Consider the following 12,665-nt stretch of genomic DNA (forward strand, 5'->3'; position numbering starts at 1 on the left):
CGAGGCGCCGCCGTCTCAAGCGCCGAACGTTTATAATCGTTTGTTTTGCGGCACCCCGGCCGCCTATCCCCAACCCGCTATCGTGAGAGTCTTCCGCGGTCTTCCCAATGCTGAAAGCCGTGCGCCTTGCGCACTGACCATCGGCAACTTCGACGGTGTCCACCGCGGCCATCAGGCTTTGCTCGCCCACGTGCGGGCGGCGGCCGACGCGCGCGGCCTGCCCGTCTGCGTGATGACCTTCGAGCCTCACCCGCGCGAGTTCTTCAACCCGGCCGGCGCGCCGCCGCGCATCGCCATGCTGCGCGACAAGCTCGAGGCGCTGCGCACCAACGGCGTCGATCGCGTGGTGGTCGAGCATTTCAATCACACGTTCGCGAGCCAGTCGCCGGATGCGTTCGTGGAACGGATCATCGTCAACGGGCTGCACGCGCGCTGGGTGATGATCGGCGACGACTTCCGCTACGGCGCGAAGCGCGCCGGCGACTTCGAGTCGCTCAGGGCCGCGGGGCAGCAGTACGGTTTCGAGGTCGAGCAAATGGCGACGGTGGCCGATCCGTCCGGCGCGCGCATTTCCAGCTCGGGCGTGCGCGCCGCGCTGGTGGCGGGCGACCTCGATTCGGCGCGCGCCGCGCTGGGCCGCGATTATCTGATCAGCGGCCACGTCGTGCACGGCATGAAGCTCGGCCGCGATCTCGGCTTCCCCACGCTCAACCTGCCGATTGCGCATAAGCGTCCGGCGCTCGCCGGCATTTTCATCGTGCGCGTGCATGGCGTGACGGACGAACCGCTGCCGGGCGTCGCGAGTCTCGGCCTGCGTCCCACCGTCTCCGATTCCGGCCGCGTGCTGCTCGAAGTGCACCTGCTCGATTGGCACGGCGACGCATATGGCAAACTCGTGCGCGTCGAATTCCTGAAGAAGCTGCGCGACGAGGAGAAGTACGTCGACCTCGAAACGCTGACCGCCGCAATCGCGCGCGACGTCGCCAACGCGCGCGCGTGGTTCGCAGCCGTCGGCGCCGGCACGCCGGGCAGCCGTTCCACCGGTTTCGCCACCTCGGCCACCGACCGAATTAGATAACCGCCGCGGTACGCGCGAGCGCCGCCGGCGCCGCGCGTACCCTCGCCGCGCGCATCGAAGGGCGTCCGTGGATCACGCGACATGCCTGCCGGGCGCGCCCAACGCCCTCGCGCATCGAGCGCAAACCGCGCACGCTGCGCATAGAAAGAATTCACCGCGACCTCATCATGAGCAACAAGAAAGCCGATTCGAAACCGCAGTCACGCTATCCGGTCAACCTGCTCGACACGCCGTTCCCGATGCGTGGCGATTTGCCCAAGCGCGAGCCGCAATGGGTCAAGGAGTGGCAGGAACGCAAGGTCTACGAGAAGATCCGCGCCGCCTCCAAAGGCCGCAAGAAATTCATCCTGCACGACGGCCCGCCGTATGCGAACGGCGACATCCACCTCGGCCACGCGGTGAACAAGATCCTCAAGGACATGATCGTCAAGGCGCGCAACATGGCCGGCTTCGACGCGGTCTACGTGCCGGGTTGGGATTGCCACGGCATGCCGATCGAAATCCAGATCGAAAAGCAGTTCGGCAAATCGCTGCCGGCCGCCGAGGTGATGCAGAAGGCCCGCACCTACGCGACCGAGCAGATCGAAAAGCAGAAGGCCGGCTTCCGGCGTCTCGGCGTGCTCGGCGACTGGGACAATCCGTACAAGACCATGAACTTCGCGAACGAAGCCGGCGAAATCCGCGCGCTCGCGAAGATCATCGAAAAGGGGTATGTGTTCCGCGGCCTGAAGCCGGTGAACTGGTGCTTCGATTGCGGCTCGGCGTTGGCCGAAGCGGAAGTCGAGTACAAGGACAAGACCGACCCCACCATCGACGTGCTGTTCAGCTTCGCCGAGCCGGAAAAAACGGCGCAAGCCTTCGGTTTGAACGCGCTGCCGCGCAACGAAGGCGGCATCGTGATCTGGACCACCACGCCGTGGACCATCCCCGCCAACCAGGCGTTGAATCTGCATCCGGAAATCGTCTACGCGCTGGTCGATACGCCGCGCGGCCTGCTGATCCTAGCCGCGGAGCGCGTCGAAGCCTGCCTGCAGCTATACGGCTTGCAAGGCTCGATCGTCGCCACCGCGCCCGGTGCGAAGCTCGCGAACCTGCGCTTCAATCATCCGCTCGCGGCCGCGCATCCCGGCTACAAGCGCACGGCGCCGGTCTATCTCGGCGAGTATGTGACGACCGAAACGGGCACGGGCATCGTGCACTCGTCGCCGGCCTACGGCGTGGAAGACTTCGTGTCGTGCAAGGCGCACGGCATGGCCGATTCGGACATCATCAATCCGGTGATGGGCGACGGCCGTTACATCGAATCGCTCGCGCTGTTCGGCGGCCTGTCGATCTGGGCGGCCAATCCGCAGATCGTCGAAGCGCTGCAGGCGGCCGGCTCGCTGCTGCGCACCGAGAAATACACGCACAGCTACATGCACTGCTGGCGCCACAAGACGCCGATCATCTACCGCGCGACGTCGCAGTGGTTCGCCGGCATGGACGTCAAGCCGAACGACACCGACAAGACGCTGCGCGAAACCGCGCTCGAAGGCATCGAGAACACGGCGTTCTACCCGTCGTGGGGCAAGCAGCGTCTGTTCAGCATGATCGCGAATCGCCCGGACTGGACGCTGTCGCGTCAGCGTCAATGGGGCGTGCCGATGGCGTTCTTCGTGCACAAGGAAACCGGCGCACTGCATCCGCGCACGCTGGAGTTGCTCGAAGAAGTCGCGCAACGTGTCGAGAAAGCCGGCATCGAAGCGTGGCAAACGCTCGATCCGCGCGAACTGCTCGGCGACGACGCCAACATGTACGAAAAGAACCGCGACACGCTCGACGTGTGGTTCGATTCGGGCACCACGCACTGGCACGTGCTGCGCGGCTCGCACAAGGACGAACTGCAATTCCCCGCCGATCTGTATCTGGAAGGCTCGGACCAGCACCGCGGCTGGTTCCATTCGTCGCTGCTCACCGCCTCGATGCTCGACGGACGCCCGCCGTACAACGCGCTGCTCACGCACGGCTTCACCGTCGACGGCGAAGGCCGCAAGATGAGCAAGTCGCTCGGCAACGGCATCGACCCGCATGATGTGGCGAACCGGCTCGGCGCGGAAATCATCCGGCTGTGGATTGCGTCGACCGATTATTCGGGCGAACTGGCCATCTCCGAGGAAATCCTGAAGCGCGTGACGGAAAGCTATCGCCGCATCCGCAACACGCTGCGCTTCCTGCTCGCGAACCTGTCGGACTTCGACTTCGCGCAACACGCGCGTCCGCTCGAAGACTGGCTCGAGATCGATCGCTATGCGGTGGCGCTGGCGGCGAATCTGCAGAACGACATCCTCTCGCACTACGACAAGTACGAGTTTCACCCGGTGGTCGCCAAGCTGCAGACGTTCTGCTCGGAAGACCTCGGCGGCTTCTATCTGGACGTGCTGAAAGACCGCCTGTACACCACGGCGGCGGATTCCGTCGCGCGCCGCTCGGCACAAACCGCGCTGTATCACATCGCGCACGGTCTGCTGCGTCTGATGGCGCCGTTCCTGTCGTTCACCGCCGAGGAGGCGTGGAAGATCTTCTCGCCGAACAGCGAAACGATCTTCACGGAAACCTACCACGCGTTCCCGCCCGTGCCGGACGCCGGCGCGCTGCTCGACAAATGGACGCTGCTGCGCGCCGCGCGCGGCGACGTCACGAAGGCGCTCGAGGAAGCGCGCGTGGCGAACCTGATCGGTTCGTCGCTGCAGGCGGAAGTGGAAATCCGCGCGAGCGGCGCGCGTTACGATGCGCTCGCAAGCCTCGGCGACGACCTGAAGTTCGTGCTGATCACGTCGGCGGCGAACGTAGTCAAGGTTGACAGCGAGGCCGAGGAAAGCGTCGACGTGATCGCCTCGGCATACCTGAAGTGCGAACGCTGCTGGCATTACCGCGCGGAAGTCGGCGCGAACGCCGAGCACCCCACGCTGTGCGGGCGCTGCTTCAGCAATCTGTTCGGCAACGGTGAAACGAGGAGCGCGGCATAATGGCACGAAGCCTGTCGAAATCGTCGTCCGCAAGCGGTTCGCTCGCACCGTGGCTCGGCGTCGCGCTGATCGTGATCCTGTTCGATCAGCTGACGAAAATCGCGGTCCAGAAGGTGTTCGCCTACGGCGTCGCGCACGAGGTCACGTCGTTTTTCAACCTGATCCTCGTGTACAACCGCGGCGCCGCCTTCAGCTTCCTCGCGATGGCGGGCGGCTGGCAGCGCTGGGCGTTCACCGCGCTCGGCGTGGTCGCGGCGCTCGTGATCTGCTATCTACTCAAGCGCCACGGCGCGCAGAAGCTGTTCTGCACGGCGCTCTCGCTGATTCTCGGCGGCGCGCTCGGCAACGTGATCGACCGGATTGCGTACGGCCATGTGATCGACTTCCTCGATTTCCATGTGCGCACGTGGCACTGGCCGGCGTTCAACCTCGCCGACAGCGCGATCACGATCGGCGCGGCGCTGCTCGTGATCGACGAGTTGCGCCGGGTGCGCGGTTCGCGGTAACGCCGCGTCGGTCCGCGAACGGGCGTCCTCGCAGCACGCTCCGTCCGCGCGTCTGGTCTGACTCAGGCAAATCGGGGCGGTGCGCTGCAAGCACCGCTCGTCCGCCACCATGCTTTGTCGGAGGCTTTCGTTGGCAACCGCAGAACTCGCAGGCAAACACCTCGTCCTCGGCATGACGGGCGGGATCGCCTGCTACAAGATCGCCGAACTCACACGCTTGCTCACCAAGGCCGGCGCGACCGTGCAGGTCGTCATGACCGAAGCGGCCACGCAGTTCATCACCGCCGTCACCATGCAGGCGCTGTCCGGCCGCCCCGTCTACACCAGCCAGTGGGACGGGCGCGTGCCGAACAATATGGCGCACATCGATCTGTCGCGTGAAGCGGACGCGATCGTGATCGCGCCCGCCTCCACCGATTTCCTCGCGAAACTCGCGCACGGCATGGCCGACGATCTGCTGTCGACGCTGTGCGTCGCGCGCGATTGTCCGCTGCTGGTCGTGCCGGCAATGAATCGGCAGATGTGGCAGAACCCGGCCACGCAGCGCAACGTCGCGCAACTGCGCGCGGACGGCGTTGAAGTGCTCGGCCCGGATTCGGGTCCGCAAGCGTGCGGCGAAATCGGCGACGGGCGCATGCTGGAAGCGTCCGCCACCTATGAAGCAATCGCCTCGTTCTTCGCGCCGAAGATTCTCTCCGGCCGGCGTGTCCTGCTGACCGCGGGTCCGACGTTCGAGCCGCTCGACCCGGTGCGCGGCATCACCAATCGATCGAGCGGCAAGATGGGCTTCGCCTTGGCGCGCGCCGCGCAGCAGGCCGGCGCCGATGTGCATCTGGTGGCCGGCCCGGTCGCGCTGGAAACGCCGTGGGGTGTGGTCCGCGAGGACGTGCAAACCGCCCAGCAGATGCACGCCGCGGTCATGCGCGCGGTCGCCGACGCCGACATCTTCATCGGCGTGGCGGCGGTGGCCGACTGGCGCGTCGATCACGCCAGCGAGCACAAGATCAAGAAGGCCGCCGATCGCGCCATGCCGACGTTCGCGTTCGTCGAAAACCCGGACATCCTGGCCTCCGTCGCGAAGCTCCCGCATCCGCCGTTCGCGGTCGGTTTCGCCGCGGAAAGCGGCGACCTGGAAATACACGGCGAAGAAAAACGCGTCCGCAAAAACGTGCCGCTTCTGATCGGCAATCTTGGCCCTCAGACCTTCGGCCTCGACGATAACGAAGTGATCCTGTTCGAAGCAGGCGCCGCCACGAAGCTGCCGCGCGCCGACAAGCAGACGCTCGCGCGCGCGTTGATCGCCGAGATTGCCAGGCGTCTGCCCGACACGAGTCTGATTCGCTGAACGCCACTCACGGCGACGCCCGCTGAAGCGCCGGGTTCAAGCGAAAACGAATCACCTGGAGCCGTACTGCCATGACGCGACTTTCCGTGCTGGATCAAACGCCCGTGATCGACGGGCACACGGTGGCGGACGCGATCGCCGCCACCGTCGAACTGGCGCAGCTCGCCGACGATCTAGGCTACACACGCTACTGGTGCGCCGAACACCACGGCTTGCGCGGCGTGTCGAACCCTTGCCCCGAAGTGATGCTGGCGCACCTCGGCAGCGTCACGAAACGCATTCGTCTGGGTTCGGGCGGCGTCATGCTGCCGTACTACAGCCCGTTCAAGGTCGCCGAGCAATTCATGATGCTCGAGGCGCTGTTTCCAAACCGAATCGATCTCGGCGTGGGACGCGCGCCGGGCGGCGATATGCGCACGGCGCAAGCGGTCGCAGCGGGCGCCTATAATCGCGGCGATATTTTTCCGCAGCAGGTGGCCGACCTGCTGGGCCTGATGCATGGCACCTTACCCGACGATCACCTTGCGCACGGTGCGCTGCTGCAACCGCAAGTCGATACGCGTCCGCAATTGTGGATGCTCGGCTCAGGCGAATTCGGCGGACTGCTGGCGGCGCAACTCGGCATCCGCTTTGCGTTCGCGCATTTCATCAACGCACATTTCGGGCACCAGGTGGCGCAGGCGTATCGCGAGCGATTCAAAGCCAGTCAGGAAACGCAGCAGCCGTACCTCGCCGCCGCCGTGTTCGTGATCTGCGCGGACACCGAACAGGAAGCCGCCGATCTGGAGAAAGCCGTCGACTTGCGTCGCGTGCAAATGGCCTATGGCCTGAACGAACCCATTCCGACGATCGCACAAGGCGTGGCGCAGGAATATGGCGAGCGCGAGCGGCTGGTGATCGACCGCGAGAAACCGCGCAGCATCATCGGCACGCCGGAAAAAGTGACCGCGCGCATGCGCGACTTGCAGGCCGAATTCCAGGCCGACGAATTGATCGTGCTCACCGTCGCGGGCAGTTATCGCGCGCGGCTGCGCTCCTATGAACTCCTCGCCGACGCGTTCCAACCCGGAAGCGAAACTCCCACCTCTTAACCCCGAACCTGCATGAAACTCGACCTGAAGATTCTCGATGCGCGCATGCGCGACCAACTCCCGGCCTACGCGACCACCGGCAGCGCGGGCCTCGACCTGCGCGCCTGCCTCGACGAACCGCTGACGCTGAAGCCCGGCGAAACCGCACTCGTGCCGACGGGTCTCGCGATTCACGTCGGCGATCCGGGTTATGCAGCAATGATTCTGCCGCGCTCGGGATTGGGCCATAAGCACGGCATCGTGCTGGGCAATCTGGTCGGCCTGATCGATTCAGATTACCAGGGGCAGTTGATGATCTCGACCTGGAACCGCGGCGAAACCACGTTCGTGCTGAATCCGATGGAGCGTCTCGCGCAACTCGTGATCGTGCCGGTCGTGCAAGCGAAGTTCAATATCGTCGACGATTTCGAAACCAGCGAGCGCGGCGCGGGCGGGTTCGGCAGCACCGGCAAGCATTGATCCGGCGGCGAGGCAGTTTGGCCGCCAAGGCAGAAAGAAAAACGGCGCGGGTTTGAGCCCGCGCCGTTTTTTGCGTCACTACTATTGGGTCACTACTAATCCGACTGAACGTTACTCGACTTCGACCGCTTCCGGATTCGGATTGCGCGGCGCCGGATGCTCGTCGAAGGTCAACTGCACCTTGTCTTCCGCATCCACGTCCACCGAAACGCGGCCGCCGTTCATCAGCTTGCCGAACAGCAGCTCGTCGGCGAGCGCGCGACGAATCGTGTCCTGAATCAGACGCTGCATTGGCCGTGCGCCCATCAACGGATCGAAACCGTGCTTGGCGAGATGCTTGCGCAACGCGTCGGTGAAGAGCGCATCGACCTTCTTCTCATGCAACTGATCTTCCAGTTGCATCAGGAATTTATCGACCACGCGCATGATGATTTCCTCATCGAGCGAGCGGAAGCTGATCGTCGCGTCCAGACGGTTACGGAACTCCGGCGTGAACATGCGCTTGATGTCGACCATTTCGTCGCCGGTTTCGCGGCGATTCGTGAAGCCGATCACCGACTTGCCCATTGCCTCGGCGCCCGCATTCGTCGTCATGATGATGATGACGTTGCGGAAATCCGCCTTGCGGCCGTTGTTGTCCGTCAGCGTGCCGTGGTCCATCACCTGCAGCAGCACGTTGTAAATGTCCGGGTGCGCCTTCTCGATTTCGTCGAGCAGCAACACGCAATGCGGTTTCTTCGTGACGGCTTCGGTCAGCAAGCCGCCCTGGTCGAATCCGACATAGCCCGGCGGCGCGCCGATCAACCGGCTGACCGCATGACGTTCCATGTATTCGGACATATCGAAGCGGATCAGTTCGATTCCCAGCGTGAACGCCAGTTGCTTCGCCACTTCGGTCTTGCCGACGCCCGTGGGACCGGAGAACAGGAACGCGCCGATCGGCTTGTCGAGCTTGCCGAGACCCGCGCGCGCCATCTTGATCGCGGCCGACAACGCGTCGATAGCCGGGTCTTGCCCGAACACCACGCTCTTCAGGTCACGGTCGAGCGTTTGCAGCTTGCTGCGATCGTCTTGCGACACGCTTTGCGGCGGGACGCGAGCGATCTTCGAGATGATTTCCTCGATCTCGTTCTTGCCGATGGTCTTCTTCTGCTTCGACTTCGGCAGGATGCGTTGCGCCGCGCCCGCTTCGTCGATCACGTCGATCGCCTTGTCCGGCAGATGCCGATCCGTGATGAAGCGCGCCGACAACTCAGCCGCCGCCGACAGCGCACCCGACGAGTACTTCACGCCGTGATGCTCCTCGAAACGCGACTTCAGCCCGCGCAGGATCGCCACCGTCTGCTCGACGGTCGGCTCGGTCACGTCGACCTTCTGGAACCGGCGCGACAATGCCGCGTCTTTTTCGAAAATGCCGCGATACTCGGTGAAGGTCGTCGCGCCGATGCACTTGAGCGTGCCCGACGAGAGCGCCGGCTTCAGCAGATTCGAAGCGTCCAGCGTTCCGCCGGAAGCCGCGCCCGCGCCGATCAGCGTATGAATTTCGTCGATGAACAGAATCGCGTGCGGACGTTCCTTCAATTCCTTGAGAACCGTCTTGAGACGCTGTTCGAAGTCGCCGCGATACTTGGTGCCGGCGAGCAACGCGCCCATGTCGAGCGAATACACCTGCGCGTCCGCCAGAATGTCCGGCACTTCGCCGCGCGTGATGCGCCAGGCAAGGCCCTCGGCGATCGCCGTCTTGCCGACGCCCGCCTCACCGACCAGCAGCGGATTGTTCTTGCGGCGCCGGCACAGCACCTGCACCACGCGCTCGACCTCCGACTCGCGCCCGATCAGCGGATCGATGCGGCCGTCTTTCGCCATCTGGTTCAGGTTCTGCGTGAACTGGGCGAGCGGCGTTTCCTTCTGCGCGGCGGCGTCGTCGGACTCGGCATTCGCGTCGCTCGCTTTCGCGGCGTCGGTGCTGCTGGTCTTGGCGATACCGTGCGAGATGAAATTCACCACGTCCAGCCGCGTCACGCCCTGCTGTTGCAGGTAGTACACCGCATGCGAATCCTTCTCGCCGAAGATCGCGACCAGCACGTTCGCGCCGGTCACTTCCTTCTTGCCGTTCGAGGTGGATTGCACATGCATGATCGCGCGCTGGATCACACGCTGGAAACCCAGCGTGGGTTGCGTGTCCACGTCGTCCGTGCCGGGCACGGTAGGCGTGTTGTCATGAATGAAGTTGCGCAGGTTCTGGCGCAGATCCTCGATATTGGCCGCGCATGCACGCAACACCTCCGCCGCCGTCGGATTGTCCAACAGTGCCAGCAAAAGGTGTTCGACCGTTATGAACTCGTGCCGCGCCTGGCGTGCTTCCATGAACGCCATGTGCAGGCTGACTTCCAGTTCCTGGGCAATCATGCTTCCTCCATCACACACTGCAGCGGATGCCCGGCCTGCCGTGCGTGGGTAACGACTTGCTCGACTTTGGTCGACGCGATGTCCCGCGTATAGACCCCACAAACTCCCCTGCCCTCGCGATGCACCTTCAACATAACCTGTGTTGCGGTTTCACGATCTTTATTGAAATATTCCTGCACGATCATCACGACAAATTCCATTGGCGTGAAGTCGTCGTTCAGCAGCACCACCTTGTACATGGACGGCGGCTTGAGCTTTTTCTCCTGCCGCTCCAGTACGGTGCTGTCCTGCTTGTCCGGGATAATCGCCATACACCCATTCTAAACAACTAGGACAGGCCCGCAATCCTGTCAAAACCCGGCCACGTGCGGCCGGTGAGCCCGTTCGCTACCGCATGATGGGAAATCGCCCTTCACGCGTGCGTCATTCGACGAGCCGATTGCGGAGCCGGCCCCTATCCAGTGATGCGTCGCGGCTGTGTTGCGCCGCAGTCGGATCGAGTATCGCACAACCTGCCGTGACCGGCTGGGACTCGCCCAAGCCGGCTGGCGCCGGGCGACCGCTGAACAGCAGGTGAGTCGATTATGCGACTTTTCAAGACCGCCCGCTTGCGCCAGCGCACACAACGGAAGCGGGAAAAACCCTGGAAAGTGCCGTGTTTGCAACGCGGCAACGGCGTCTCAAAATTTTCTTGACACTCGAATAAAGAGCCCCAACAATCAAGCTGGCACTTTTTTCACTGAGCCATAATTTCGAAAAAATGCCGATGGTGAGCTTGTGAGGAGGGAGCGGCTGCATCGCGCGGTCGTCGAGCTTTTCGAGGGCTCGTGGTAGTGACATGAGTTACAGGGGAAGTTGGAATGGCAACTGGTACGGTCAAATGGTTCAATGACGCAAAAGGTTTCGGATTCATCACGCCTGACGAGGGTGGTGAGGATCTGTTTGCACACTTCTCGGCCATCCAGATGAATGGGTTCAAAACCCTCAAGGAAGGTCAAAAGGTGACCTTCGAGGTCGTGCAAGGCCCGAAAGGCAAACAGGCATCGAACATCCAGGCACCTGCCTGAAACTGCTCGATCCCGTCCTTTGAAACCCGGCTTCGTGCCGGGTTTCTTTTTTTGGGCGCCGTGATGGCCGTCGTGCTGGCGGCACGAGACGTCCCAAATAACGGGTGACTGGTCGCTTTTCCCGGCACCGGCGCATAAAAAAACCCGGCCGCCTCGCGGCGCCGGGTTAATCGATGCAAGCCGGATCAGCCTGGCGAGCGGCTTACATATTTTCGATCAGCACCTGTCCGAACCCGGAACACGACACCTGGGTCGCACCTTCCATCAGACGGGCGAAGTCATACGTCACCCGCTTTTGCAGGATCGATTTTTCCATCGACTTAATGATCAGGTCCGCCGCCTCGGTCCAGCCGAGGTGCCGCAGCATCATTTCCGCCGAAAGAATTTCCGAGCCGGGGTTCACGTAATCCTTGCCCGCATACTTCGGCGCGGTGCCGTGCGTGGCTTCGAACATCGCGACCGAATCCGACATGTTCGCGCCCGGTGCGATGCCGATACCGCCGACTTGCGCGGCGAGCGCGTCCGAAACGTAATCGCCGTTCAGGTTCAGCGTGGCGATCACATCGTATTCAGCCGGACGCAGCAGGATCTGCTGCAGGAACGCGTCGGCGATCACGTCCTTCACCACCACGTCGCCACCCGTCCTGGGGTTCTTGATCTTCATCCACGGACCGCCGTCGATCAGTTCCGCCGCGAACTCCTTTTGCGCCAGCGCATAACCGTAGTCACGGAACGCGCCTTCCGTGAACTTCATGATGTTGCCCTTGTGCACCAGCGTGACCGAGCGGCGATCGTTGTCCAGCGCATACTGGATCGCCTTGCGCACCAGACGCTCCGTGCCTTCGCGCGACACCGGCTTGATGCCGATCCCCGACGTTTCCGGGAAGCGGATCTTCTTCACGCCCATTTCCTCGCGCAGGAACTTGATGACCTTTTTGGCCTGCTCGGATTCAGCCGGCCATTCGATGCCGGCATAGATGTCTTCCGAGTTCTCGCGGAAGATCACCATGTTGGTTTTCTCGGGCTCACGCACCGGCGAAGGCACGCCCTTGAAATACTGCACCGGACGCAAGCACACATACAGGTCCAGTTCCTGGCGCAGCGCGACGTTCAGGGAACGGATGCCGCCACCCACCGGCGTGGTGAGCGGCCCCTTGATCGACACCACATATTCCTTGAGCACCTGCAAGGTCTCTTCGGGCAGCCACACGTCCGGGCCGTACACCTTGGTCGACTTCTCGCCGGCGTAGATTTCCATCCAGTGGATTTTCTTCTTGCCCGCGTATGCTTTCTCCACCGCGGCATCCACGACCTTGAGCATCACCGGCGTGATATCGACGCCCGTGCCGTCGCCTTCGATAAACGGAATGATCGGCTGGTCGGAAACGTTGAGCGAGAAATCGGCGTTGACGGTGATCTTGTCACCGCCGGTCGGAACCTTGATGTGCTGATACGGCATGATCGGACTCCAGTGAAGGCTGTGCTGAAAGCTGATGGGAGACTGCGAAAATGGGCGCTCCTCGCTACGCGCAATGCCGGACGCCCGCAAGCGGCCTGGCCGCTATTCTAGCCCACACGGATGCCGCAACGAGGCCGCGACGGCTCGGGGTTTTCCAACATGGCGGCAAGGCCGGCCGGCGAGGACGCCGCGCTCATCTCTTACATAAGACCACGAACTTGCCGTCAGCGCTTATGCATTATGATC

Annotated in this window: 10 protein-coding genes; 7 read left to right on the forward strand and 3 right to left on the reverse strand. The window is 63.1% G+C overall.

The annotated features are described in order from the left end of the window. The first annotated feature begins 82 nt into the window (after window positions 1–82). From ACTJLC_RS02425 to dut, 6 genes are all read left to right on the forward strand, one after another. Window positions 83–1,078, forward strand: coding sequence for a bifunctional riboflavin kinase/FAD synthetase (locus ACTJLC_RS02425; RefSeq protein ID WP_073427032.1), 996 nt, complete (start codon window positions 83–85; stop codon window positions 1,076–1,078). Between the two features lie 167 nt (window positions 1,079–1,245). Beyond that, window positions 1,246–4,083, forward strand: coding sequence for an isoleucine--tRNA ligase (ileS, locus tag ACTJLC_RS02430; protein WP_310130033.1), 2,838 nt, complete (start codon window positions 1,246–1,248; stop codon window positions 4,081–4,083). Beyond that, window positions 4,083–4,589 (forward strand): signal peptidase II, encoded by a 507-nt coding sequence (lspA, locus tag ACTJLC_RS02435; RefSeq protein WP_073427030.1) that lies wholly within the window; start codon window positions 4,083–4,085, stop codon window positions 4,587–4,589. Before ileS ends, lspA begins: the two co-directional genes overlap by 1 nt. A gap of 130 nt (window positions 4,590–4,719) precedes the next feature. Next, window positions 4,720–5,934, forward strand: coding sequence for a bifunctional phosphopantothenoylcysteine decarboxylase/phosphopantothenate--cysteine ligase CoaBC (coaBC, locus tag ACTJLC_RS02440; RefSeq protein WP_310130031.1), 1,215 nt, complete (start codon window positions 4,720–4,722; stop codon window positions 5,932–5,934). A gap of 71 nt (window positions 5,935–6,005) precedes the next feature. Beyond that, window positions 6,006–7,025: an LLM class flavin-dependent oxidoreductase gene (locus tag ACTJLC_RS02445; RefSeq protein ID WP_310130029.1), complete on the forward strand. Its 1,020-nt coding sequence runs from the start codon at window positions 6,006–6,008 to the stop codon at window positions 7,023–7,025. Between the two features lie 12 nt (window positions 7,026–7,037). After that, window positions 7,038–7,484 carry a dUTP diphosphatase gene (dut, locus tag ACTJLC_RS02450; RefSeq protein ID WP_073427028.1) on the forward strand — a complete coding sequence of 149 codons (447 nt, stop codon included), beginning with the start codon at window positions 7,038–7,040 and terminating at the stop codon, window positions 7,482–7,484. A 111-nt stretch (window positions 7,485–7,595) separates the two neighbouring features. Here the strand turns inward: dut and clpA are convergent, their stop codons facing one another. Both clpA and clpS read right to left on the reverse strand, forming a co-directional pair. Further along, entirely contained in the window at window positions 7,596–9,893 is a 2,298-nt protein-coding gene (gene clpA / locus ACTJLC_RS02455; protein ID WP_073427027.1) for an ATP-dependent Clp protease ATP-binding subunit ClpA, read from the reverse strand. Continuing rightward, window positions 9,890–10,204 (reverse strand): ATP-dependent Clp protease adapter ClpS, encoded by a 315-nt coding sequence (gene clpS, locus ACTJLC_RS02460; protein WP_028197902.1) that lies wholly within the window; start codon window positions 10,202–10,204, stop codon window positions 9,890–9,892. The genes clpA and clpS overlap by 4 nt, the downstream gene beginning before the upstream one ends. Window positions 10,205–10,753: 549 nt before the next feature. Between clpS and ACTJLC_RS02465 the strand changes: the two genes are divergently transcribed. Then, window positions 10,754–10,960: a cold-shock protein gene (locus ACTJLC_RS02465; protein ID WP_007180614.1), complete on the forward strand. Its 207-nt coding sequence runs from the start codon at window positions 10,754–10,756 to the stop codon at window positions 10,958–10,960. Between the two features lie 202 nt (window positions 10,961–11,162). Here ACTJLC_RS02465 and icd read toward each other — a convergent pair whose 3' ends face one another. Continuing rightward, window positions 11,163–12,419: an NADP-dependent isocitrate dehydrogenase gene (gene icd / locus ACTJLC_RS02470; RefSeq protein WP_073427026.1), complete on the reverse strand. Its 1,257-nt coding sequence runs from the start codon at window positions 12,417–12,419 to the stop codon at window positions 11,163–11,165. Between the last annotated feature and the right edge of the window lie 246 nt (window positions 12,420–12,665).

This window comes from Paraburkholderia sp. 22099, assembly GCF_052045835.1.
Lineage (GTDB): Bacteria > Pseudomonadota > Gammaproteobacteria > Burkholderiales > Burkholderiaceae > Paraburkholderia > Paraburkholderia terricola.

Bases quoted from the DNA above. Each gene is read 5' to 3' on its own strand.
- ileS (WP_310130033.1), top strand. From the start codon at position 1,246: ATGAGCAACAAGAAAGCCGATTCGAAACCGCAGTCACGCTATCCGGTC.
- lspA (WP_073427030.1), top strand. From the start codon at position 4,083: ATGGCACGAAGCCTGTCGAAATCGTCGTCCGCAAGCGGTTCGCTCGCA.
- ACTJLC_RS02445 (WP_310130029.1), top strand. From the start codon at position 6,006: ATGACGCGACTTTCCGTGCTGGATCAAACGCCCGTGATCGACGGGCAC.
- dut (WP_073427028.1), top strand. From the start codon at position 7,038: ATGAAACTCGACCTGAAGATTCTCGATGCGCGCATGCGCGACCAACTC.
- clpA (WP_073427027.1), bottom strand. From the start codon at position 9,893: ATGATTGCCCAGGAACTGGAAGTCAGCCTGCACATGGCGTTCATGGAA.
- clpS (WP_028197902.1), bottom strand. From the start codon at position 10,204: ATGGCGATTATCCCGGACAAGCAGGACAGCACCGTACTGGAGCGGCAG.
- ACTJLC_RS02465 (WP_007180614.1), top strand. From the start codon at position 10,754: ATGGCAACTGGTACGGTCAAATGGTTCAATGACGCAAAAGGTTTCGGA.
- icd (WP_073427026.1), bottom strand. From the start codon at position 12,419: ATGCCGTATCAGCACATCAAGGTTCCGACCGGCGGTGACAAGATCACC.